At 34.4% G+C, this 24139-nt stretch carries 20 protein-coding genes and 2 pseudogenes; 19 read left to right on the top strand and 3 right to left on the bottom strand.

The window, feature by feature from the left end; genetic code table 11:
- Positions 1-85: 85 nt before the first annotated feature.
- On the bottom strand, positions 86-1159 hold the full coding sequence (locus AAIE21_RS21025; protein ID WP_343268566.1) for a DctP family TRAP transporter solute-binding subunit: 1074 nt from the start codon (positions 1157-1159) through the stop codon (positions 86-88).
- Positions 1160-1246: 87 nt separating this feature from the next.
- Here AAIE21_RS21025 and AAIE21_RS21030 point away from each other — a divergent pair, with 87 nt between their 5' ends.
- The 7 genes and pseudogenes from AAIE21_RS21030 to AAIE21_RS21060 all read left to right on the top strand — a co-directional run bounded on the left by AAIE21_RS21030 (position 1247) and on the right by AAIE21_RS21060 (position 9655).
- Entirely contained in the window at positions 1247-2848 is a 1602-nt protein-coding gene (locus AAIE21_RS21030) for an ATP-binding protein (RefSeq protein ID WP_343268567.1), read from the top strand.
- Positions 2838-3536, top strand: a complete 699-nt coding sequence (locus AAIE21_RS21035; protein WP_343268568.1) for a response regulator — start codon at positions 2838-2840, stop codon at positions 3534-3536. The genes AAIE21_RS21030 and AAIE21_RS21035 overlap by 11 nt, the downstream gene beginning before the upstream one ends.
- A 112-nt stretch (positions 3537-3648) precedes the next feature.
- Positions 3649-4932, top strand: coding sequence for a C4-dicarboxylate transporter DctP (dctP, locus tag AAIE21_RS21040; protein ID WP_343268569.1), 1284 nt, complete (start codon positions 3649-3651; stop codon positions 4930-4932).
- A 426-nt stretch (positions 4933-5358) separates the two neighbouring features.
- A complete protein-coding gene (locus AAIE21_RS21045) occupies positions 5359-6621 on the top strand; it encodes a hypothetical protein (protein ID WP_343268570.1) in 1263 nt (420 codons plus the stop codon).
- An 86-nt stretch (positions 6622-6707) separates the two neighbouring features.
- On the top strand, positions 6708-7712 hold the full coding sequence (locus AAIE21_RS21050; RefSeq protein ID WP_343268571.1) for a glycosyltransferase family 2 protein: 1005 nt from the start codon (positions 6708-6710) through the stop codon (positions 7710-7712).
- A gap of 195 nt (positions 7713-7907) precedes the next feature.
- A pseudogene (locus AAIE21_RS21055) lies at positions 7908-8003 on the top strand (AmiS/UreI family transporter); the annotation flags it as partial.
- Between the two features lie 206 nt (positions 8004-8209).
- Entirely contained in the window at positions 8210-9655 is a 1446-nt protein-coding gene (locus tag AAIE21_RS21060; RefSeq protein ID WP_343268572.1) for a DEAD/DEAH box helicase, read from the top strand.
- A 38-nt stretch (positions 9656-9693) separates the two neighbouring features.
- Here AAIE21_RS21060 and AAIE21_RS21065 read toward each other — a convergent pair whose 3' ends face one another.
- Positions 9694-10254 (bottom strand): DUF1836 domain-containing protein, encoded by a 561-nt coding sequence (locus AAIE21_RS21065; RefSeq protein WP_343268573.1) that lies wholly within the window; start codon positions 10252-10254, stop codon positions 9694-9696.
- 154 nt (positions 10255-10408) lie between these two features.
- Between AAIE21_RS21065 and trhA the strand changes: the two genes are divergently transcribed.
- The 3 genes from trhA to AAIE21_RS21080 all read left to right on the top strand — a co-directional run bounded on the left by trhA (position 10409) and on the right by AAIE21_RS21080 (position 13080).
- The gene (trhA, locus tag AAIE21_RS21070) at positions 10409-11056 is read left to right on the top strand and encodes a PAQR family membrane homeostasis protein TrhA (RefSeq protein ID WP_343268574.1); all 648 of its coding nucleotides are present in this window, start codon (positions 10409-10411) and stop codon (positions 11054-11056) included.
- Positions 11057-11487: 431 nt separating this feature from the next.
- Positions 11488-12075, top strand: a complete 588-nt coding sequence (locus AAIE21_RS21075; protein WP_343268651.1) for an AmiS/UreI family transporter — start codon at positions 11488-11490, stop codon at positions 12073-12075.
- Between the two features lie 135 nt (positions 12076-12210).
- Complete coding sequence (locus tag AAIE21_RS21080; RefSeq protein ID WP_343268575.1) at positions 12211-13080, top strand: NAD-dependent epimerase/dehydratase family protein; 870 nt, start codon at positions 12211-12213, stop codon at positions 13078-13080.
- Positions 13081-13191: 111 nt separating this feature from the next.
- Here the strand turns inward: AAIE21_RS21080 and AAIE21_RS21085 are convergent.
- Positions 13192-13311: pseudogene (locus AAIE21_RS21085) on the bottom strand (superoxide dismutase); the annotation flags it as partial.
- Between the two features lie 423 nt (positions 13312-13734).
- Between AAIE21_RS21085 and AAIE21_RS21090 the strand changes: the two are divergent.
- The 9 genes from AAIE21_RS21090 (at position 13735) to msrB (ending at position 24120) form a co-directional block, all read left to right on the top strand.
- Positions 13735-14805 carry a nitric oxide synthase oxygenase gene (locus AAIE21_RS21090; RefSeq protein WP_343268576.1) on the top strand — a complete coding sequence of 357 codons (1071 nt, stop codon included), beginning with the start codon at positions 13735-13737 and terminating at the stop codon, positions 14803-14805.
- A 328-nt stretch (positions 14806-15133) separates the two neighbouring features.
- Entirely contained in the window at positions 15134-16702 is a 1569-nt protein-coding gene (locus tag AAIE21_RS21095; protein WP_343268577.1) for a BCCT family transporter, read from the top strand.
- A gap of 388 nt (positions 16703-17090) precedes the next feature.
- The gene (locus AAIE21_RS21100) at positions 17091-17882 is read left to right on the top strand and encodes a DUF6944 family repetitive protein (protein WP_343268578.1); all 792 of its coding nucleotides are present in this window, start codon (positions 17091-17093) and stop codon (positions 17880-17882) included.
- A 135-nt stretch (positions 17883-18017) separates the two neighbouring features.
- Positions 18018-19790 carry a LytS/YhcK type 5TM receptor domain-containing protein gene (locus AAIE21_RS21105; protein ID WP_343268579.1) on the top strand — a complete coding sequence of 591 codons (1773 nt, stop codon included), beginning with the start codon at positions 18018-18020 and terminating at the stop codon, positions 19788-19790.
- Complete coding sequence (locus tag AAIE21_RS21110; RefSeq protein ID WP_343268580.1) at positions 19768-20508, top strand: LytR/AlgR family response regulator transcription factor; 741 nt, start codon at positions 19768-19770, stop codon at positions 20506-20508. Before AAIE21_RS21105 ends, AAIE21_RS21110 begins: the two co-directional genes overlap by 23 nt.
- A gap of 132 nt (positions 20509-20640) precedes the next feature.
- Positions 20641-21072, top strand: a complete 432-nt coding sequence (lrgA, locus tag AAIE21_RS21115; protein WP_343268581.1) for an antiholin-like murein hydrolase modulator LrgA — start codon at positions 20641-20643, stop codon at positions 21070-21072.
- 34 nt (positions 21073-21106) lie between these two features.
- Positions 21107-21799, top strand: a complete 693-nt coding sequence (gene lrgB, locus AAIE21_RS21120) for an antiholin-like protein LrgB (RefSeq protein WP_000168859.1) — start codon at positions 21107-21109, stop codon at positions 21797-21799.
- 229 nt (positions 21800-22028) lie between these two features.
- Entirely contained in the window at positions 22029-23057 is a 1029-nt protein-coding gene (locus tag AAIE21_RS21125; RefSeq protein WP_343268582.1) for an AI-2E family transporter, read from the top strand.
- Between the two features lie 97 nt (positions 23058-23154).
- On the top strand, positions 23155-24120 hold the full coding sequence (gene msrB / locus AAIE21_RS21130) for a peptide-methionine (R)-S-oxide reductase MsrB (RefSeq protein ID WP_343268583.1): 966 nt from the start codon (positions 23155-23157) through the stop codon (positions 24118-24120).
- The last annotated feature ends 19 nt before the right edge of the window (positions 24121-24139 follow it).

Here is a 24139-nt window from a genome sequence, read left to right on the forward strand (position 1 = left end):
ACAATTGGTAATATCGGAAAAATATTTCAAAATATAATAGCGGAATAACAAAAAAGAAAGGTATGAAAAATACCCTTCTTTTTTGTTATTTATTATCTTCAAGAAATTGATATTTCTTTCTCAACTCTTTTAAATCATTTATCAATTGCTCTCCAATTGTAGGAGCAAGGTCTTCATATGTAGGGGATAGTACCTTTTCCCACTCTTTTCTTTCCATGTCAGTTAGTTGATGAATTTGGATGGATGAATTTTGTTTAATAAGTTCAAGTTGTTTTTCATTCATTCGGATGGATTGATGGTTATTCCATTCGGTTGTTTCTTTCATTGCTTCAAGTAATATTTGCTTCGTTTTTTCTGTTTGTTGATTCCATGTTTTTTGATCCATCATGACAACATAGCCTAAATACCCATGATTACTAATTGTCAAATAGTTTTGAACGTTATAAAATTTTTTAGAGTAGATATTTGATATTGTATTTTCTTCACCATCAACTTTGCCGGTTTCAATTAATTTATATGTAGAATTAAATGAATCTTGATGTGCATCAACTTTTAATAAGTCAAATTGAGATTGGATTACATCACTTTGCATAATGCGAAAGGATTGTCCCTGTATATCTTTAGGTGTATGAATAGGCCCCTTATTTGAAGTGATTTGCTTAAAGCCATTTGACCAATGGGCAAGACCTTTAATTTTATCTTTCTGTAAGGATTGAAGTAATTGTTCTCCAATTTTTCCGTTTAAGCCTTCTTGAATGGCTTCATAACTTGGAAATGCAAATGGCAGATCTAGCACGCCCCATTCGTGAGACAGCATTCCAAGTTTTGAGGTAGAAGGGGCAATAAAATGAACTTGTCCAGCCTTTAAAGCACGGATTTCTTCTATATCAGAATAGAGGCTCCCGTTTGGGAAAATTTCTATTTTTATATTTCCGTTTGATTTCTCGTTCACAAGCTCAGCAAATTTACTAGCCGCAAGTCCTTTAGGTGTATTTTCTGCTACAACATGACTAAATTTGAAAACAATTTGTTTGTTTAGCCCTTCTTGGTCATCGTCATAAGCAAGTTTACCTTGGGAAAAGAGACTGTGAAACCTTATAAATAAGGCGCTGGTAATTAAAACAATAAAAAGGAGTATAAAAATAGCAATTTTTTTCATCTTAAACCTCCTCGTAGGTCATTATTGTAAGCATACCGAGAAGATTTTTATTCGTAAAGATGCTTTTAGGGGAAAGGGGAACACACAGTGAAACAATTGCCTATCCGCTGGAAAATTACGATTTTATCCTATGCAGTAGTTATTTTTTCGTTATTTATAGGTGGAATTGTTATCATTGCAAATATTCAACAAAAAGAAGAAAAAGAATTAAGAATTAGATCTATGAATACGGCGCGGACGGTAGCAGAGCTGTCAGATGTCAAGAAATCACTACAGGAAACAACAGGTTGGTTTACGCTGAATCCGGCTATTGAAAATATTCGAGTGATTAATGAAACAGATTATATTGTAGTAATGAACATGGAGAGAGTTCGATATTCTCATCCTGTGAAAGAAATGATTGGGAGGCCATCAAAAGGGACGGATGAAGAACCAGCATTTGCAGAGCATATTTATTTTTCAAAAGCAAAAGGAGAGATAGGTACTGTAATTCGTGCTTTTATGCCTATTAAGGATCAAAATTTAAATCAAATTGGTGTTGTTGTTGTAGGGAATAAAATACCGAATTTTCGAGAAATTATATTTGGATTAGCAGAAGAGATTATTTTTATTGTCATATTAACTTTAATATTTGGTTTAATTGGTTCATTGATGCTCGCCAATCATATTAAGAAACAGATGTTTCAGTTAGAACCTTATGAAATTAAACGAATGTTAGAAGAACGAACAGCAACCTTTCATTCGATTAACGAGGGTGTGATTGCAATTGATAATCAAGAGATTATTACCATTTTTAATAAAAAGGCAAAGCAGGTTTTTCATGTAGATGGAAATGTTGTAGGGAAGCCCATTCGTGCAGTTTTAAAGGATACGAGACTTCCAGAAATCGTGGAGAGGAATCGGGCAGTATACAATGAAGAGATAAAAGTAAGTGGAAAGGTAATTTTAAGTAATCGCATACCGATTAAGAAGGATAATGAATTAATTGGAGCTGTGGCAATCTTTCAAGATCGTACGGAAGTTACAAAACTTGCAGAGGAATTAACGGGAGTGAAAACCTTTGTAGAAGCACTGCGTGTACAAAGCCATGAGCATATGAATAAACTTCATACAATAGCAGGTTTAATTCAACTTGGTAAAGCGGATAAGGCATTGCAACTTGCTTTTCACACCTCAGAAGAGCAAGGAAGTGTAACAAATTTTTTAAACGAAACGATTAAAAATGATGCGATCGCCGGTCTTCTCTTGAGCAAAGTAAGCCGGGGAAAGGAATTAGGTATACAAGTTGTAATTGATCAAAATAGTTATTTAGAAGCATTTCCTTATCAACTAGATCAACATGATTTTGTTGTATTATTAGGTAACTTAATTGAAAATGCATTTGGTTCATTTGAGAAAGCTGATGTAGAGAATAAAAGAATTGATATTAGTATTGAACAGTCAGAAGGTATATGTGCGATATTGATTGAGGATAATGGATGCGGCATAAAAGAGGAGCATTTACCAAAGGTGTATGAGAAAGGATTTACTGCGAATAAAATGAGTGGGACAGGTTATGGACTGTTTCTCGTAAAGCAAATTGTTGAAAAGGGAAGAGGAGAAATTAACGTTTCATCTTTTCAAGGTGAAGGAACTTCTTTTATCATTACTTTTCCAATGGAGATGGGGGCGGAATTGTATGAACTATAAAGAGGCAATCAAAGTACTATTGGTGGAAGACGATCCAATGGTTCAAGAAGTAAATAAAGAATTTATTAGAAGTGTAAAGGGATTTCAAGTAGTTGCTGTCGCTAATAATGGTGAGGAGGGGATTAACCTCGTCCAAAAAATGAATCCAGATCTCGTTATTTTAGATATTTTTATGCCGAAAAAGGATGGCATAAAAGTATTACAGGAATTTAGAAAACAAGAGTTAGAAACTGATGTAATCGTTGTTTCTGCTGCAAAAGATAGGGAAACGATTAAACTGATGCTTCAAAATGGGGCGATGGATTATATTATTAAGCCTTTTAAGTTATATCGAATTCAGCAAGCTTTAGAAAAATATCGGCAATATAGAGTGAGTCTGAAGGAATCTGGGGCGATTTCACAGGAACAGCTTGATTTATTATTATATTCTGGGCGTTCTAAGAAAACAGCAAGCAATTTACCAAAAGGATTAAATGAATTTACATTGAATGAAATTGAGGCTTATGTAAAAAAACAGGATGAACCTCGTTCTGCAGAAGAGGTAGCGAGTGCAATTGGGATAGCCAGAGTTACAGCTCGGCGTTACTTAGATTATTTAGAGAAAAAGGGTTTGATTCATTTGGCAGTACAATATGGCGGCATCGGTAGACCGATCAACCGTTATGTGTACCATGAAATGAAAAAGTGAGACCAAAATGACCAAAATATTCGTTATGACCATAAACTTCTCACCCTTTATTGAAAACGCTATCATTATGTAAAACATAAGGGTGGAAAAGTTTCGAAAAAGAGGAGGAGAAATGAAGGTGAAACGACTATTTAAAAATTTAACCTTTCAAGTATTAACAGCTATTGCACTCGGTGTATTAGTTGGACTTATGTGGCCAAGTGTTGGGAAGGAAATGAAGCCAATAGGCGATACGTTTATTAATGCTGTAAAAATGGTAATTGCGCCAATTATTTTCTTAACAATTGTACTTGGTATTGCGAAAATGGGGGATATGAAGAAGGTTGGTAAGGTTGGCGGAAAAGCTTTTATTTATTTTGAGGTTGTGACAACATTTGCACTTATTGTTGGATTAATCGTTGTAAATGTTATGAAACCGGGTTCCGGACTTAACTTTAATGAACTCGCAAAAGGAGACGTATCTAAATATACACAGGGCGGAGGACAGGGAATCAATTGGATTGATTTTGTTACTCACATCGTTCCTTCTAATATGGTTGATGCGTTTGCTAAGGGGGATATTTTACAAGTATTATTCTTTTCTATTTTATTCGGTGTTGGGCTAGCTGCTCTTGGGGAAAAAGGAAACTCGGTGATTGATTTCTTAGACAAACTTTCACACGTATTCTTTAAAATTATTGGTTATGTAATGAAAGCAGCGCCGCTTGGGGCATTTGGCGCTATGGCATATACAATCGGTCATTTTGGTCTTGCTTCACTTGTACCACTTGGAAAATTGATGATGTCAGTATATATAACGATGTTCCTATTTGTATTTGTTGTCTTAAATATTATTTGTAAGATATATGGATTTAGCTTATGGAATTACTTGAAGTTTATTCGAGATGAAATATTAATCGTATTAGGAACAAGTTCTTCGGAATCTGTACTTCCGAGAATGATGAATAAAATGGAGCGATATGGCTGTTCAAAATCTGTTGTTGGTCTCGTTATTCCTACTGGTTATTCTTTTAATCTGGACGGTACATCTATTTATTTATCCATGGCAGTTGTCTTTTTAGCGCAAGTATTTGGTGTTGATTTAACTATCGGACAGCAAATTACGATTATTTTAGTACTTATGTTAACGTCTAAAGGCGCTGCCGGTGTAACAGGAAGCGGATTTATTGTGTTAGCATCTACGTTAGCGGCACTAAAAGTTATCCCTTTAGAAGGATTAGCATTGCTTCTCGGTGTCGATCGTTTTATGAGTGAGGGAAGAGCCATTGTGAACTTAATTGGAAATGGAATTGCTACAATCGTTGTTGCAAAGAGTGAAAATGAATTTGATGAAATGAAGCATGAAGAAGCTGTTTCTAATATGAAAATGCTAAAAGAGACAAGGGAAGCTGTATAAATATCGGAATTATCCTAATGCAAGATAAAGTTTCTTATGTAGATATAATGTATGGGAATTTAAAGGGATATGAATCTATAAATAAAAAGGGTCTATCTACTCTAGAGGGAAGAAAGCCCCTTTTTTATTTATTTTATATTAACGGATAGTAGACTAAACGGATTTAATCAACAACTAGTAGGCTATGAAGAAGGAATATCCATAAAATTTTGATTGGTTCAACTAATAATTAAAGGTAAATGAGGTCCACCTTACCGATTTGCATTTAATTATTATAATATTATTAATTTTAAATATTTATATGATACCATTTTTTCTTTTGATTGGAAAAAAATAGACGGTATTTGAATCATATGATATCATTTTATATTGTTATTTTAATTAATAATATTGAGATTAAATATAAAAAAACCAAGGAGGAAAAATATGGATGGATTAAGCGGTAGAAAAAGAGGATTTCGCTTAAAAAATTTAAGTTGGATTCATTTCTATTTCCTTATATTAATTGTATTTTCGTTTTTAATACGTATATATTTAGCTTCAAACTTACCAGGGTTTCTTGGGGATCAAGACTTTTTTGTTAACTGGATGGAAACTGTTAGGAAATACGGGTTAGCCGATGTTTATGCACACGGCTATGGTGTAAATTATCCACCATTCTTTTTAGCAATTTTGGGTATATACGGAAAAATACTAGCTGCTTTTAATTTACAAGCAGTAGCTGGGGATGTTTTAGTTCGTTTGCCACCTATTTTATTTGATATAGTGGCTATAATTATCTTAGCTATAGCTTCTAAAAAAATAGCAAACCCTTTTATAAGAGCGATATTGGTAACATTTTTGGCATTAAATCCTGCAGTATTACTAGATGGACCTATTTGGGGTCAAATAGACATGTTACATGCTATACTAATGGTCTGCTCAATATTATTACTTGTTTCTAATCCGCTATTATCTGGTGTTATTTTTGCTATAGCATTACTAGCAAAATTTCAATCTATTGTAATTGCTCCTGTTTTTGCTATTTATTTCCTAAAGGTAATGTGGGAAAAAAGAGAGTTTAAACAACTGTTTAAGTATATACTTGGATTTTGTATACCACTATTAATATTTGGGGTCTATTTTGCAGTTCATGGTACATTTTATGCTATGCTACAGCAAGGATATTTAAGTGCAGTAGGAACTTTTCCAACCGTAACTTTAAATGCAATGAATATTTGGTATTATATAATTGGAACTACACCTGATGTAAGTGACTCAATTATTATCTTGCCACATTTTAGTTTAAAGAGGGTTGGATTATTGATTCTAGCTGTAGCAGTATTTTTAGCATGGCTGTATGTTTTCTTTAACCGTAAAAGCAGTACAGTGGTGTTATTGAAAGCTTCAACATTTATATGTTTTGCATTTTATATGTTACCTACTCAAATGCATGAGAGATATAGTTTCCCAACGCTAATTTTTGTGATATTTGTATTATTATATGATATAAAATGGACAGGCATAACCCTTGGATTAACCTTTGCAATCTCTTTAAATTTAATATTTGTTCTTTATTCACGTGAGAATAATATGGCAATGTTCATAGCAACATTAAACTGTTTTGTATTTTATTATATGGGTAAAGCATTATTAAAGGACTATAGTGATGACATAAAATCCTTAGTGATCAAATATAACAAAGGGTAATTTTATAAGAGTTATATATTACAATGAATTCGTATGTCATAAATATAGAGGTTATTTTATGATGTGGAAATAGGTGGATGTAAAGAATGAAAGAGCTAATTTCAATTGTAGTTCCTATGTATTTTGAAGAAGAAGTTGCGCAAGAGTGTTATAATCGATTGAAATCTGTTATGGTTCAAAACAATATTAACTATGAATTCATTTTTGTAAATGATGGTAGTACAGACCGTACAATGGATATTTTAAAAGAAATTGCCGCCGGGGATGATCGTGCAAAGGTCGTGAACTTCGCACGCAACTTTGGCCATCAAACCGCTGTAACAGCAGGTATTGACTGTGCAAGTGGAGATGCAATTGTCATTATCGATGCAGATTTACAAGACCCACCAGAGGTAATTCCTGAGTTAATTGCAAAATGGCAAGAAGGCTATGAAGTTGTTTATGCAAAAAGAAAACAACGTAAGGGTGAGACATGGTTTAAACTCTTAACAGCAAAATATTTCTATCGTTTCTTAAACTATATGTCTGATATTGATATTCCAAAAGATACAGGTGATTTCCGAATCATTGATCGTAAGGTAGCAGATGTGTTTAAGAAAATGACAGAACGAAATCGATTTGTACGAGGCATGATGTCTTGGATTGGGTTCCGTCAAACATATGTAGAGTATGAACGCGATGAGCGTTTTGCAGGCGAAACAAAATATCCATTAAAGAAAATGATTAAATTTGCATCAGATGGGATTATTGCTTTCTCTACGAAACCATTAAGAATTGTAATGACAATAGGTTTATTATCGGTTTTTATTTCCATAGCAGTATTGTTATATTCATTTGTAATTAAGGTTATTGGGAAAGATATCCAAACAGGTTGGGCATCTATTATGGTGGCTATTACATTCTTCAGTGGTATCCAATTATTAGGGCTCGGTATTGTTGGACAATATATTGCACGTATTTATGATGAGAGTAAAAATCGTCCAATTTATGTAGTGAAAGAAACAGTGAATATTGAGGAAGAAGATATAAAGGTGTCTCATGAAAAAAGAGATAACCTTTCTGAAGAGAAAATCACTGTAGGTATTTCATAAATTTCATATTTATGTAGTTTATCAGAGGAGAGGCCATTCAAAATTGTTATGTTTTGAATGGCCTCTCATTTCGTTATAGTAGCGTTAATGAGTCCAATAAGTTGTTTGTGGGATATTAGAGTTACTTCCTGAATTGCATATGGTGACAAATTTCTCTCATAGCATTTTAACGTCATCGTTAATAGACTGTTTTGATTTATGTGGGCACTTCTTTGGTATTTATTTTTTGTATTGAATGTACAGGAAAAGGTTATAAACTAATATCTTGGAAGAATAGCATCTGTACATTCGTGAGTAACACTTATGTTTCCGTGGCTTCTTTGTTTTATTGGGCGGAGGTTGATGATCCCCTTCTACTCGATTTCTTATTTAATGATGAACATAGATTCGGATTAGGGAAATAATTTCAGTATAATGAAGGGTAGGCAATAACAAATATAATATTTAGATTATGGTTAAATAATAAATTAAAATACACAACAAAATGAGGTTAGTATATGAACGAGAAAAGTTTTAAAGAGTATGCATTGAGTAAGGAAATTATAAGAGCACTTACTGGTTTAAAATATGAGCAACCAACAGAAGTGCAAGGGAAAGTAATTCCAGTTGCGTTAGAAAAAAAAGATCTTGTCGTGAAATCACAAACGGGAAGCGGGAAGACAGCTTCTTTTGGTATCCCGCTTTGTGAAATGGTTGAGTGGGAAGAAAATAAGCCGCAAGCATTGATTCTTACACCAACGAGGGAACTTGCTGCACAAGTCAAAGAGGACATCACGAATATAGGAAGATTCAAACGGATTAAGGCAACAGCTGTTTACGGAAAATCACCGTTTGCACGACAAAAATTAGAGCTAAAGCAAAAAACTCATATTGTTGTCGGAACACCTGGGCGTGTATTAGATCATATTGAAAAAGGTACTCTATTCTTAGAACAATTGAAGTATTTAGTGATTGATGAAGCAGATGAAATGTTAAATATGGGTTTTATCGATCAAGTAGAGGCAATTATTGATGAATTACCTACAAATCGGATGACAATGCTATTTTCTGCGACATTACCAGAAGATGTTGAAAAGTTATCTCGTATGTATATGAAATCACCAGTGAACATTGAGATTAAGGCGACGGGCATTACAACAGATAAAATTGAACATTCTCTTTTAGAAGTGAGGGAAGAAGAGAAATTTTCACTTTTAAAAGATATAACAATTGTTGAAAACCCAGATAGTTGTATTATTTTTTGTCGTACACAAGAAAATGTAGATCGTGTGTTTAGACAGTTAAATCGTTCGGGCTATCCTTGTGATGAACTTCATGGCGGTATGGTACAAGAAGACCGCTTTGCAGTAATGAATGACTTCAAAAGAGGGAAATTCCGTTATTTAGTCGCGACAGATGTAGCGGCGCGAGGAATTGATATTGAAAATATTACCCATGTCATTAACTATGATATTCCATTAGAAAAAGAAAGTTATGTACACCGGACAGGAAGAACGGGGCGTGCTGGTAATAGTGGGAAAGCAATTACATTTATAACGCCATATGAAGAGAGATTCTTGGCAGAAATTGAAGAATATATTGGTTTTGAAATTCAAAAAATAGAAGCTCCGTCAAAAGAGAGTGTTGCAAAGAAAAAGGCAACCTTTGAAGAGAAAATAAACACTAAACCAATTATGAAGAAAGAGAAAAGTGCAGGATTAAATAAAGATATTATGAAGCTGTACTTTAACGGCGGAAAGAAAAAGAAGATTCGAGCAGTAGATTTCGTTGGTACAATTGCCAAAATCCCAGGTGTTACAGCGGATGATATAGGAATTATTACGATACAAGATAACGTTTCTTATGTTGATATATTAAATGGTAAAGGTCCACTTGTTTTAAAGGTAATGAAGAATACGACAATTAAAGGTAAACAGTTAAAAGTTCATGAGGCGATTAAGTAAAAAACTCCCCACTTTAACAGGTGGGGAGTTTTTTGCGGTTAAGATTCTTTTAAATCATCAACTAATTTCTCTGCCAAACGTCTATACATATTGCTCATTGTTACAAATGAAGTTAGTAATAAAAATTTTTCTAACTCTTTATCTTCAAACGAAGCAGCAGCTTTTACCTCAGCTAATCGGTTATCTACGTCCTTTTTAAAGTTCTCCACATTTATTTCTGTAAGTTCAAGATAATCTTTATAGAGGGTATCTAGCTCAAAAGTATTCTCGTTTATTAGTTTCTCATTGAGATTCGCCAAGGAACTTTTAATATCATTAATTGAGAGAGCTCCTTTTAATTGATAAATTAAACTAATTAAAATCATGTGTTCTTTTGAGTATTTCTTATTTTTTATAGGGATGAATAATTTTCCTTTTGCGTAGTTATTAATCATCGTTTTTGTAAGCACTTTTTCATCTTCTGTTCTTGTTGTATCACCGTAGTTATTTTCAAATAGTTGAACGACTTGATCTACATATAAATCCACATTAGGGATATCTTCAAGTGTAATGTTTTTTTCTAAATGTAATGTTTCGAGTAAGTTCTTTATGTTCTCCATATAAACCCTCACTTTTGTAGGAATGATGTATACTTTATCTCTAAATATAGTATTACGAAACAATTCAATTGTAAATGTTGACCTTTAGTTAAAGTGTGTATATAATTACATGTAGTTATAAAAACTACATGTAATTATATAAGGGGTTGTTAATGTGAATGCTTATGTGAGAGAACCGGTTAATGCGTTTACCCATCTAGGAGGCGCTATTTTATCATTTATTGCTTTGCTAGCTATGCTTGTGAAAGTTTCTGTAAAAATGCCATCTGTTTCTACAATTTCAGCAGTTATTCTATTTGGAGTAGGGATGATGATACTTTATGCAGCTTCGGCCGTATATCACAGTGTTGTAGCAAGTGAACGTGTTATTTATTTCTTTAGAAAACTGGATCATTCGATGATTTTCATCTTAATTGCAGGCACATATGCACCTTTTTGTTTAATTACATTAGAATATGCAAATGGTTTACTATTATTTGGGCTAGTGTATGCAACGGCTTTGTGTGGTATTGTTTTTAAAATGTTTTGGTTCAACTGTCCAAGGTGGTTATCAACAGCAATTTATCTTATGATGGGATGGTTAATTGTTTTATTCTTCCCATCGCTATCAGAAAATCTAAGTATAGCGGGTATTTTATTTTTAGTGCTTGGTGGGGTTTTTTATACGATTGGTGGATTTATTTACGGAGCAAAACCAAAGTGGCTAGAATTTAAATACATGGGGCATCATGAAATTTTTCATATTTTTGTCTTATTAGGAAGTCTTGCTCACTTTGTATGTGTATATTGTTATGTAATTTAAGAAAAAAATGAATATATTCTATCTATATAAGGGCTACATATCGTGAGGTATGTGGTCTTTTTAATAGAAATAGGTTTTGAATTTGCTTCTAGAATTTTCCTCATTTATTTTTTGAAGTAATACTGTTATGATGATGTTATCGTTTTCAAGGAAAATGTTATAGTAGGAGAATCTATGTGTTTCATTGAAAGAGATACATTTTATTGAAAACGTTTTAAATATTGCTGGATTGTATTTATATTTTGTGTTATTTCAACTTTAGAGGTAGGAAGTCTGACTTATTTTTCGAGAAATATAGAGGCACAAGTTATTGATATATTACTTTGATTTTATGTATTCCGTTCTAAATAAGAAGAAGAATACTACTAATATAATTTTATGATATGAGGAGGATAGTTTGTGAAAAGGAAGGACTTTTCACATCAAAATATATGGGTTATGTTGGATTATTACTTTCAGGTGCAGCACTATTTTTAAATAGTCTTGTTATATTAGGAAAGGCAGAAATGAAAAGTGCAGGTGTTTTTAATTTATTTGTAGGGGTGCTACAAATTGTAATTCCGTTTTATCTTATTATGATTTCTGACCAAAGCAATTGGACTGTGTATTCATATGCAGCGACTTTCTTATTTGGTTTGACATATTTATATGTAGGTGTCACCTTTATTACAGGAATGAGTAGTGATGGATTAGGATGGTTTTGTCTATGGGTAGCCATTGTTGCATTATTTTATATGATTGTATCATTTATCCAATTTCAAGACATCGTTAACGCACTGACTTGGTTTATGTGGGCACTCCTTTGGTATTTATTCTTTGTATTAAATGTACAGAAAAAGAATATAAACCAATACCTTGGCAGAATAGCATTTGTACAATCATGGGTAACGCTTACGCTTCCTTCTCTTCTTTATTTCATGGGGGTATGGGGAACACCGGTGGTATATGAGGTATGGACATATGTCTCAGTGCTTTCCATTTTATATTTTTGCTACTGTATTTTTAAATATCGAGTATGATAATTGCTGTAGTTGAAGAAGCAGAGAATCTGTATGGGGATTCTCTGCTTTTTATATATGTTAACAAGTATAATAAGGGCAACACTTAGTAATTCAGTCATCATAAGAAATTAAAATAATTAGGGAATGGTGAATATGAAAAAAGTATTAGTACTAGGCGGAACTAGATTTTTTGGAAAACGATTAGTTGAAAGCCTTTTGGAAGCCGGAAATGATGTGACAATTGCAACAAGGGGAATTACGAAAGATTCGTTTGGCAGTGCTGTTAAAAGGATTCTTGTGGATCGAGAAGATGAAGAGGCACTTCAGAAAGCGTTAGTAGGGGAAAGTTATGAAGTTGTATATGATAACCTATGTTATAGCCCTAATGCAGCGAAGGTTATAGGCAATGTACTCCATAATAAAGTAAAGAAATATATCGTTATATCTTCAATGGCTGTATATGAGCCAGCATTATCTTTAAAAGAAGAGGATTTCAATCCGTATCAGTATCCAATTGTTTATGGAGACAGGAAAGATTTTTCTTATAGTGAAGGAAAAAGATTAGCAGAGGCCGTTTTATTTAAACATGCAACATTTCCTGTAATTGCAGTACGTTTCCCGGTTGTCATTGGTGAAAATGATTATACAAAGAGACTGCAATTTTATGTTGAAAATATCGTAAAGGAAAAGCCTTTTGTAGTAGAGGATATAGAAGGAGAAATGTCTTTTATTCATGAAAAAGAGGCAGGAGAGTTTCTAGCTTGGCTTAGTACGATAGATGTAAGTGGTCCAATTAATGCATGTAGTAATGGTGTTATTTCCATGAGAGAAGTTATTCGTTTTGTAGAAGGGAATACAGGGATGAAAGCTTGTATTGAAGCAAAAGTAGAGAACAGGGCTCCGTATAATGGAATGACAAATTGTACGATAAATAATACGAGAGCGAAAGAGCTAGGGTTTCAGTTTAGAGAGTTAAAGGTAGATATACATAATATATTGAAAAATTATATCAAAGTAATGTAATGGTTATTCATAACCCCCCCCGGTGGCAATCCGGGGGGGGGTTGGAGGATTTCGACGATACTGCTTTTACATTACCAAATCTACCTTATACGCATAACTAATGTTTTTGTGATTTAAATTCTTTACATATGTCGCGTGATGTTTTCCGTGATGAAGAGCCAAAGTAGTACTATCAATGTATGGCTCTAGTTCATCATAGTCATATGAAAGCTCGAACAAATAAAATGAAATATGGTTCCTCCTTTTTTTGAAAATTTGCCCTAGGTAAAAAGAATTTACCTAACTCAAAATTACACCTATTTTTTCCATAAGTCAACAATAAAATATATAATTCTGTTAATTCCCTAGAAAGATAAATTGTAATGAAGGAACTATATAAATTCACTTTGATTTTTCAACATATAAGTTGCTGTTACGAAGGGAAAAGGTGACTTACACTCGTTTTCTCTTTGTTTTAACTCGGCATGGGGGAAGAAGAGGATCTGACCGTTACTATGCATGGGCGGATACTCTCTCCTATCTAAAGAGAAAGGGGTTTGTGTTGGCCTTTAAATTTGGATTTATATAGGCCATCTTCTAAAGGTTTGTTACTACACTCCTTTTTGCTTATACTGTAAAGTAGTAGTGTTTTGTTGAAATAGAAGGAGCTTGTTTATGAATAAAATGAAAGAATTAATAGATGAGGCAAGGAAGTTTATTACAACTTGCTATCAAGAGCTTGGTAGAGAGCAGCAAATAGAAGAACGTCTCACTCAAATTGTATCGGAAATAGAAATGACAGGAACGTATGAACACACTTTTGATGAGCTTGTTCATGGTGCACGGATGGCCTGGAGAAATAGTAATCGATGTATTGGAAGATTGTTTTGGAATAAAATGCATATATTAGATGCTCGTGAAGTGAATGATGAGGAAGGTGTATATAACGCACTTATTCATCATATTCGATATGCGACGAATAACGGGAAAATTAAACCGACAATTACAATTTTTAAGCAGTATAACGGTGAAAAAAACAACATTCGAATTTATAATCATCAGTTGATTCGTTATGCGGGATATGAAACAGAAGTCGGAGTGATTGGTGATTCTCATTCAGTTTCATTTACGGGGTTTTGTCAGCAACTCGGTTGGAATGGAGAAGGTACGAATTTTGACGTATTGCCGCTTGTATTTGCTGTTGATGGACAAAAACCTGTATATAGGGAAATTCCTAAAGAAGAGGTAAAGGAGATTGAGCTTGAACATCCAGAATATCCATTTGCATCCTTAGGGGCAAAATGGTATGGAGTACCAATGATTTCAGATATGCGTTTAGAAATTGGAGGGATCTCTTATACAGCTGCTCCGTTCAACGGTTGGTATATGGGAACAGAAATTGGAGCTCGCAATTTAGCAGATCATGATCGTTATAATTTATTGCCGGCTGTTGCGGAAATCATGAACTTGGATACTTCAAGAAACAGTACATTATGGAAAGATAGGGCATTAGTTGAATTAAATATAGCTGTTTTGCATTCTTTCAAAAAGCAAGGGGTAAGCATTGTGGATCATCATACAGCCGCACAACAATTCCAGCAATTTGAAAAGCAAGAAACAGCTTGTGGCCGAGTCGTGACAGGAAACTGGGTATGGCTTATTCCACCGTTATCACCAGCTACAACTCATATCTATCATAAACCTTATCCAAATGATATTCTTACTCCAAATTTCTTTCATAAATGATATTTTTTAATCCCTGTTAAATAGCAATTGGAAGCCTTTACTTTGATATATTTTACCAAGGGTCTTTTTGAAACGATAAGATCCTTGTGTTATAATCAAATTTCTGTTTCGAAGACCTTATAGAAATATAAGGTCTTTTGTTTTGGATTTGTGTGTAAGAACTAGAGATTTTCCATTAGGATTAATGGTATTTAGCATATTTTTAGGGACAACATAAATGTGTAAAGATTGGAAAATCATTATACGTATATAGTTATTGTTTTGGGAATGTAAGCAATAAAACATAATAGGGTTGTTTTTTTAGATTGCTGAGGAAGGAGGAAGATGGATGAGAATGAAGAATCAAAAAACGGATTGGCCTGTATTTCTTATTAGTGGTGGTTCGCTTTTATTATTTGTAATAGCTGTTTTCTTAAATAAAAGTTATGTAGAGGGCTTAATTAATAATAGTTTTGCCTTTTCAATTAAATTTTTTGGTGCTTTTTGGCAAGTTTTATTAGTAGGTACATTTATTGTTGCAATGGGAATGGCTTTTTCAAAATATGGGAAGATTAAGCTTGGAAATTTAGATAAGCCTGAAATTAGTACAGCGAAATGGCTGTCCATTATTATGGCAACGTTACTTGCTGGTGGTGGTGTTTTCTGGGCAGCAGCAGAGCCGATGTATCACTTTATGACAGTCCCACCAATACATGAAGGGATTTCTGCTGGAACGAAAGAAGCAGTAATGCCTGCGTTAGCGCAAAGTTATATGCACTGGGGTTTTTTAGCATGGACGATCTTAGGAACAATTAGTGCAGTAGTTATGATGTATGGTCACTATCATAAGGGGATGCCGTTAAAACCTCGAACACTGTTGTATCCTATTTTTGGAGAAAAGTTACGAAAGAGTGTATTAGGAACCGTGATAGATGCTTTTGCAATTATTGCGGTAGCAGCGGGGACAATTGGTCCAATTGGTTTTCTAGGCTTGCAAGCAAGCTATGGTTTACAAGCATTGTTTGGAATTCCTGATGTATTTACGACACAGTTAGCAATTATAGTTTGTGTAGTAGCGGTGTCTACGATATCTGCCGTTACAGGGATTGATAAAGGGATTCAAATTATTAGTAATTTAAATGTGCGATTAGCGATTCTTCTAATGTCATTTGTATTATTGTTTGGACCTGGTGGATTTATTATAGATTCATTTGTTTCCTCATTTGGTTTCTATGTAAATAAATTTATACCAATAAGTACGTACCGAGGCGATAAAGGATGGTTAGGATCTTGGACAATCTTCTTCTGGGGATGGTTTATTGGATATGGTCCAATGATGGCGATTTTAGTTAGCCGAATCTCAAGAGGGCGCACGATTCGAGAAATTATTGTTGCAATTGGAATTATCGCACCTGTTATTACAACATTGTGGTTTACTATATTGGGAGGATCAGGTGTGTTTTATGAGTTAATGAATCCTGGTTCTGTATCAATTGCATTAAGTGAATCTGGTATGCCGGCAGCTATGATTGCAATTACGCAGCAATTGCCGCTTGCAAATATTATTGGACCGGCATTTTTATTGTTAACGATATTATTTGTAGTGACGACAGGAGATTCTATGGCTTATTCGATTTCAATGGCAGTGACAGGGAATGGAGACCCTAGAATTAGCTTACGAGTATTTTGGTCACTTATTATGGGCGCAGTTGCAGCAATTTTGTTATATATGGGTGAGGGGAGTATTAATGCTTTACAGTCCTTCATCGTTGTGACAGCTGTCCCTGTATCTATTCTGTTGTTACCAATGCTTTGGTTAGCGCCTAAGGTTGCAGGAGAATTAGCTTTCGAACAAGGTATTGTCAAAGAAAAGGATAAAACAGCTTTCTTATTTCAGAAAGCTAGTCGAACAAAATAAAGTGAAACTTTAATCAGTGGGGGGTTCCTTCATCCCCCACTGATTATTAGTTCAATCAATCGGGCCTTTATGGGCAGTTTATTTCCCACCTAACTTCTTTGCTTTCACCGAACTTTGAGGTAGGAGTATTACTGCTCGTTAAGGCGGGATAAATGATGAACGAACCCCTTGTATGTTTTATTGTACAAGGGGTTTTTTGTTGCAGTGAAAAGAAGGAGCTTCTTATTTTAAAACATACTCTAATATGTTTCCTTTTGTTTCGGGTACACATACTAACATTGTAATCAGCCCGATAGTTGTCATTTTTACTTGTATATAAACAATGGGCAAGGACCTCGAATATCATAAATAAATAATAAGGTGATTTTTTTAGGGTGGATGAACAATTATGAATTCAAAAAGTTTAGCAGTTACGGGAGCGTGGTTTCAAGCTGGTGGAAATATTATATCAGCCATTGGAGGTACAAGAGCATTTATTGGTGAGGAAAACGTAGAGGATACATTAACTATTGTTGGGGAATCGGTGCAAGCCATTGGAGGTATCTTGCAAGGGCTTGGACAAACAGAAGATGCAGGAGAGGAAAATGAGAATAAAGAAGATGCTAAGCAACCAAATGGCTCATTAAAGAAAACGGAAAATGAAGATGAAGTTATCGAACAATCTAACGATTTCATGGAGCAAATAGGGAGTGAAATGCGGCAGAGTGAGAAATCAGGTTGTTCATTGGGGAGAACAAGTGCTTTCGTACAAGCGTTGGGGAATACTTCCGATGTAATTGGAACGGCCCTTAATATAGAGAATGAGGAGAAGGAAAATGATTATTTAATTATAGCTGGGAATAGTTTGCAGTCTTTAGGTGCTTTCTTAGCAGTTGTCGATGAACTTAGGGATACTCAGAATATTCAATGGTTAGGGGTTATCGGTAACTCATTACAAACAGTAGGAGCGGGATTACAAGCATTTCAAGCTTTATACAATGTATTGAAAGAAGAAGAGATGGAAAAAAAGAACGAAAATGATAAGAAAGGTAGTAATAATCAGGAGAATGAAGAGGAAAATGAAGAAGAAAAGAAAGAGAACAAAGTGGATGAACAATTAATGGGGCTAATCGGGAGCTGGGTACAGGCAACGGGAGCGGTAATCGGAGCAATTGGAGAAACGATAGAGCCTGAGGATTGATGAAGGGATGCTTTCATAATAAAGAAAACATCCTATTTTTATATAATTGTATTTTCGTTGATTTATTCATCCTTGACTCTTACTCTATTATTTTCCGATAATAAAACTAACTAAAAAATAAAGGATGAATCACAGATGCTAGATTTAGTGCTTATGATGATCGAACGCGTTGGATTAATTGTTATATTAGGTTTTTTACTTTCGCATATTAAAACATTTCGGCGACTCCTTCATAAACAAGATGGGTATAAAGACAAGCTCATGCTTATTTGTATTTTTTCATCATTTACAATTGTAAGCAATTACACAGGGATTGAAATTGCAGGTAATACAATTATGAATGAAAATTGGCTGCAAGGTGTCTCTTCATCGAGTACGATTGCCAATACGCGTATTATGGGAGTTGGAATTAGTGGTTTATTAGGTGGACCAATTGTCGGGATTGGCGTTGGATTTATTGCTGGTATTCACCGTTATATGCTTGGGGGGACGACAGCACTTAGCTGTGCGATTTCGTCTATTTTAGCAGGGATTATTACTGGTTATATTGGCCGTATTTTTCAAAAGCATAATCGCACCATTACACCAAAGTTTTCTGCTATTTTAAGTGTTTTTATTGTATCTTTAGAAATGGTGATGATTCTGTTTATTGTAGAAGATGGGGTTAACGTTGTGAAAACGATCGCAATCCCGATGATTCTCGTGAATAGTTTTGGTAGTTTTATTTTACTTTCTATGGTGCAAGCTATTTTGCGCCAAGAAGAAAATGCAAAGGCTTTACAAACCCATAAAGTACTTCGAATTGCTGATAAGACACTACCTTACTTTCGCCAAGGGTTAACGGAGGAATCTTGTAAGCATGTAGCACAAATAATCCACCGTTTTACAGGGACAGATGCGGTATCTTTAACGGATACAGAAAAAATATTAGCGCATGTTGGATTAGCATCAGATCACCATATCCCTTCTCATAGTTTAATTACAGGGTTATCAAAAGAAGTATTAAAAACAGGGGAAATAATGAAAGCGAAATCACGAGAGGTTATTAATTGCCAACATGAAGGGTGTCCATTGCAAGCTGCAGTAGTAATCCCGCTAACATCACATGGGAATACAATTGGGACATTAAAGCTTTATTTTAAAAATCCAAATCGATTAAGTCGTGTAGAAGAAGAATTAGCAGAAGGGTTAGCGAAAATTTTTTCGACACAGCTTGAATTAGGGGAAGCAGAACTGCAAAGTAAACTGCTTCAAGACGCAGAAATAAAGGCATTACAAGCACAAATTAATCCGCATTTTCTATTTAATGCAATTAATACAGTATCAGCTTTATGCCGTACAGATGTAGAAAAAGCAAGAAAGCTCTTATTACAACTTAGCGTTTATTTTCGTTGTAATTTACAGGGGGCACGCCAGTTGCTTATTCCATTAGAACAAGAATTGAATCATGTACATGCATATTTATCATTAGAGCAAGCCAGATTTCCAAATAAATATGAGGTAAAAACATATATTTGGGAAGGATTACAGACAATTTTACTTCCACCATTTGTACTGCAATTATTAGTGGAAAATGCACTACGCCATGCTTTTCCAAAGAAACAACCGATTTGTCATGTAGAAGTTCATGCACACACTAAAGGAGATATGATTCGCTTTAAAGTGAAGGATAATGGCCAGGGAATTGAAGAGGAGCGTCTAGAACAACTAGGAAAAGCGGTTGTGCCATCAAAAAAAGGGACTGGCACAGCTTTATATAATATTAATCAACGGTTAATGGGACTGTTTGGGAAAGAAACAATCCTTCATATTAAGAGTGAAGTAGAAACAGGAACAGAGATTTCGTTTGCAATACCGATTCAAAACATAGGGGAGGAAAAAGGCAGTGTTAAAGGTATTAGTGGTTGACGATGAAATGTTAGCACGAGATGAATTGAAATATTTATTACAGCGTACAAAAGAAATTGACGTAATTGATGAAGCTGATTGCGTGGAAGATGCATTAGAAAAATTAATGGAGAATAAGCCGGATCTTGTCTTTTTAGATATTCAGCTTTCAGATGATAATGGATTTGAGATTGCAAATATATTAAAGAAAATGAAGAACCCACCGGCTATTGTTTTTGCAACGGCGTACGATCAATATGCGCTGCAAGCATTTGAAGTGGATGCATTAGATTATATTTTAAAGCCATTTGATGAAGAGCGTATTTTGCAGACATTGAAAAAATATAAGAAGCGTAAGCAAAGTGAAACAGAGAAAAAACAAGATATGAAAGTTCCAGATGTTACGGCAGAGATGCATAAGCTCGCACTGCCAATAGAAGAATCTATTGTACTTGTAAATATTGAAGATATTGTTTATGTAGGACTTGTGGACGGGAAAGTAACTGTAAAGACGATGAAGGAAACATACGTAACCCATGATACACTTGTTATTTTAGAAAAGAAATTACCGCAAACAAGTTTTATGCGTGTTCATCGTAGTTTTATTGCGAATATCAATCATATTTCAGAAGTACAGCCGTGGTTTAACTCCACATATAATTTAATTATGAAAGATGATTCGAAAGTACCAGTAAGTCGTACATATGCAAAGGAACTCAAAAAGCTGCTTCGTATTTAAGAAGCAGCTTTTGCATTTCGTCCTGCCATTTTTGTAACTGATTCCGTATATTTGACATTCCGTAATGTAAACGCTTACTTAAGCGTTTACATCATATACAATAAAGGTACCAAATCGAAAGAGGTGGCCAAAATGAGTACAAAAAAAGTATACAGTTTCTTATCACAAGCATTTGTTTTTTCAGCTATTATGTTTGTTTCTCATATTATTGCAACGCACTTACCAATTCCAATGCCTTCATCAGTAATCGGATTAGTGATTTTGTTTAGTCTATTATGCTTAAAGGTCATTAAATTGGAGCAGGTTGAATCACTTGGCACAGCGTTAACAGGTATTATTGGATTTCTTTTCGTACCATCTGGTATTTCCGTTATTAATTCCCTTGGGGTAATGGGACAATACTTTGTACAAATCATAACTGTAATAGTTGTTGCAACAATTATTTTACTAGCAGTAACTGGTTTATTTGCACAATTTATTCTAGGTAAAGATGAAAAAGAAACAAAAGATACAAAACAATTAGATGTTGTAAACAAAGGACGCAAACACGGAAAGGTTGCGTAACTATTAGACCATAAATGGTTAGGAGGTAATGAACATGGCAAGCACAATGACTCCATATTTCGGAATCGTCGTTTCATTAATCGCATACGGGATCGGAACATTCTTATTCAAACATTCAAAAGGATTCTTCTTATTCACACCACTGTTTGTAGCAATGGTACTTGGAATTGTCTTTTTAAAGGTTGGTAACTTTACATTTGAAGAATATAATACTGGCGGTAAAATGATCAGTTTCTTCTTAGAGCCAGCAACAATTGCCTTTGCAATTCCATTATATAAACAAGTTGATAAGTTGAAAAAATATTGGTGGCAAATTTTATCCGCTATCGTTGTTGGATCTGTTTGTTCAGTGATTGTTGTGTTCATTGTCGCTAAAGCAATTGGCTTAGATACATCTGTAATGAACTCTATGTTACCGCAAGCAGCAACAACGGCAATTGCACTACCAATATCTGAAAGCATCGGTGGTATTCCAGCCATTACATCTTTTGCAGTTATCTTTAATGCAGTTATTGTATATGCACTTGGCGCTTTATTCTTAAAAACATTTAGAGTGAAAAATCCAATTGCAAAAGGCTTAGCGCTAGGAACAGCAGGACATGCACTTGGCGTTGCGGTTGGGATTGAAATGGGCGAAGTAGAAGCAGCGATGGCAAGTATTGCTGTAACGGTCGTTGGGGTTGTAACAGTAGTTGTTATTCCGATGTTTATGCCATTTATCGGTTAGCAGAATATGTTTGGTGAAAAATACAAAAGCAAGCTATGCGTAGAACAGATTTCTACTGATAGCTTGCTTTTTGTGTTACAGTAGTCGTAAGACCTATTTTATATGAAAGAAAATAAGATTTTCCTTAAATCTTCATTAATACTTTGCATAATGCGTTCTGAAAAGGACCATTGTATTGTAAAATAGAAAGTAACATGATTTATAGGACAGGAGAGATCACTCGTCAATTATGCAAATGAAAAACCTGTTTCAAAGCAAAGGATTTCAGAGGTTACTTGTATTACTCTTGCTGGCTCTTATGTTATATGGGCTAAAAAGCATGTTCAATTTAATTTTAATTACGTTTATTCTTACTTATTTAATGGATCGATTCCAAAAATTTATTTCTCGAAAATTTAATCATTTTATGCCGATTAATCGGAAAATTATTATAGCATTCTTATATGTAATGTTAGTTGGTGGAATTTCCATTACATTATTCAAATATCTACCAGTATTGACGGTGCAAATCTCACAATTGATTTACCAGTTCAATGTGTTTCTTAAAAATCCGCCAGATAATGATATTATAAAGGCTTCAATTAACGCAATTAACCATATGGAACTTTCTAAATATGTTGGGCAAGGTGTAGATATTCTTTATAAATCTATTGCCAATGTCGGAAAGTTTGGTTTGCAATTTTTACTTTCCCTCATTTTAAGTTTGTTCTTCTTATTGGAGAAAGCTCGTATTGTGGCTTTTACTGCAAAATTTAAAGAGAGTAGACTTGCTATTTTTTATAATGAAATTGAATATTTTGGGAAGAAATTTGCTCGTTCGTTTGGAAAGGTAATTGAAGCGCAGTTTCTAATTGCAATTGTTAATTGTATCCTATCAGTAATCGCGCTATGGATTTTAGGGTTTCCACAGTTACTCGGTTTAGCGTTAATGATTTTCTTACTCGGTTTAATTCCAGTAGCTGGTGTAATCATTTCGCTCGTTCCGCTTTGTATGATTGCTTATAATATTGGTAGCATTACGTATGTAGTTTATATTTTAATAATTGTTGCTGTTATTCATGCACTTGAAAGCTATGTCTTAAATCCAAAATTCATGTCACAAAAAACAAATTTACCGATTTTTTATACATTTATGGTATTAATTTTCTCAGAACACTTTTTAGGTGTGTGGGGGTTGATTATCGGTATTCCAGTCTTTATGTTCCTTTTAGATGTGTTAGATGTGACGAGTGACGAAAAAGATTTTGCTGAAAAATAAAGGAAAGAAAAAGCATCGGACGCCGATGCTTTTTCTTTCATATTGTCTATGTTTATATGCCATACTGTAGGAAGAATAAATAGTGAGGTGATGCAAATTGGCTATGAATGAAAAAGTAGAGCTTGCTACGTTTGCTGGAGGATGTTTCTGGTGTATGGTTTCACCATTTGAAGAAATGGAGGGCATCATTAAGGTTGTTTCAGGTTATACGGGTGGGCATAAAGAGAATCCAACATATAAAGAGGTATGCTCAGAAACGACAGGACATTATGAAGCAGTACAAATTACATTTGATGCAAATCAAATGCCGTATGAAAAGTTATTGGACATGTATTGGAGACAAATTGATCCGACAGATGTCGGCGGTCAATTCCATGATCGTGGACAGTCTTATGAAACAGTCATCTTTTATCACAATGAAGAACAACGTCAGCAAGCTGAGGCATCAAAGTTGGAACTCGCTAATAGTGGCCGTTTCTTGAAGCCAATTGCTACAAAAATTCTCCCTTCAGCTACATTTTATCCAGCTGAAGAATATCATCAAGGATATCATAAGAAAAATGCTTTTCGCTATGAACTATATCGAAAAGGGTCAGGGCGAGATGCCTTTATTAAACAACATTGGCCAAAAGATAATGTATACTTAAAAGAACGATTAACAGATATGCAATTTTATGTAACACAAGAGAATGGTACAGAACCGCCTTTTCAAAATGAATATTGGAATCATAAAGAGGAAGGTATTTATGTAGATATTGTTTCTGGTGAACCACTATTTACTTCTTTAGATAAATTTGATAGTGGATGTGGTTGGCCGAGTTTTACAAAACCTGTTATGTCAGCTAGTGTAAAAGAGAAAATGGATGTTAGTCACAATATGACGCGTACGGAAGTAAGAAGTAAGGAAGGAGATTCTCATCTTGGTCACGTATTCCCCGATGGACCAGGGCCAAATGGTCTCCGTTATTGTATTAATTCAGCGGCACTTCGCTTTATTCCGAAAGAGGAATTAGAGAAAGAAGGCTATGGAGATTTTCTTATCCTATTTGGAAGTAAAAAATAACCTCGCAATATGCGAGGTT

It is taken from the genome of Paenibacillus sp. 102 (assembly GCF_039549175.1).
In the GTDB taxonomy this organism is placed as follows: Bacteria; Bacillota; Bacilli; order Bacillales; family Bacillaceae_G; genus Bacillus_A.

Excerpts from the sequence above, each read along its gene's own strand:
- dctP (WP_343268569.1), top strand. The coding sequence starts at position 3,649 with ATGAAGGTGAAACGACTATTTAAAAATTTAACCTTTCAAGTATTAACA.
- AAIE21_RS21035 (WP_343268568.1), top strand. The coding sequence starts at position 2,838 with ATGAACTATAAAGAGGCAATCAAAGTACTATTGGTGGAAGACGATCCA.
- AAIE21_RS21095 (WP_343268577.1), top strand. The coding sequence starts at position 15,134 with ATGAGAATGAAGAATCAAAAAACGGATTGGCCTGTATTTCTTATTAGT.
- AAIE21_RS21060 (WP_343268572.1), top strand. The coding sequence starts at position 8,210 with ATGAACGAGAAAAGTTTTAAAGAGTATGCATTGAGTAAGGAAATTATA.
- AAIE21_RS21100 (WP_343268578.1), top strand. The coding sequence starts at position 17,091 with ATGAATTCAAAAAGTTTAGCAGTTACGGGAGCGTGGTTTCAAGCTGGT.
- AAIE21_RS21075 (WP_343268651.1), top strand. The coding sequence starts at position 11,488 with ATGGGTTATGTTGGATTATTACTTTCAGGTGCAGCACTATTTTTAAAT.
- AAIE21_RS21105 (WP_343268579.1), top strand. The coding sequence starts at position 18,018 with ATGCTAGATTTAGTGCTTATGATGATCGAACGCGTTGGATTAATTGTT.
- AAIE21_RS21125 (WP_343268582.1), top strand. The coding sequence starts at position 22,029 with ATGCAAATGAAAAACCTGTTTCAAAGCAAAGGATTTCAGAGGTTACTT.
- AAIE21_RS21025 (WP_343268566.1), bottom strand. The coding sequence starts at position 1,159 with ATGAAAAAAATTGCTATTTTTATACTCCTTTTTATTGTTTTAATTACC.
- AAIE21_RS21090 (WP_343268576.1), top strand. The coding sequence starts at position 13,735 with ATGAATAAAATGAAAGAATTAATAGATGAGGCAAGGAAGTTTATTACA.
- lrgB (WP_000168859.1), top strand. The coding sequence starts at position 21,107 with ATGGCAAGCACAATGACTCCATATTTCGGAATCGTCGTTTCATTAATC.
- AAIE21_RS21050 (WP_343268571.1), top strand. The coding sequence starts at position 6,708 with ATGAAAGAGCTAATTTCAATTGTAGTTCCTATGTATTTTGAAGAAGAA.
- AAIE21_RS21065 (WP_343268573.1), bottom strand. The coding sequence starts at position 10,254 with ATGGAGAACATAAAGAACTTACTCGAAACATTACATTTAGAAAAAAAC.
- lrgA (WP_343268581.1), top strand. The coding sequence starts at position 20,641 with ATGAGTACAAAAAAAGTATACAGTTTCTTATCACAAGCATTTGTTTTT.
- AAIE21_RS21080 (WP_343268575.1), top strand. The coding sequence starts at position 12,211 with ATGAAAAAAGTATTAGTACTAGGCGGAACTAGATTTTTTGGAAAACGA.
- AAIE21_RS21045 (WP_343268570.1), top strand. The coding sequence starts at position 5,359 with ATGGATGGATTAAGCGGTAGAAAAAGAGGATTTCGCTTAAAAAATTTA.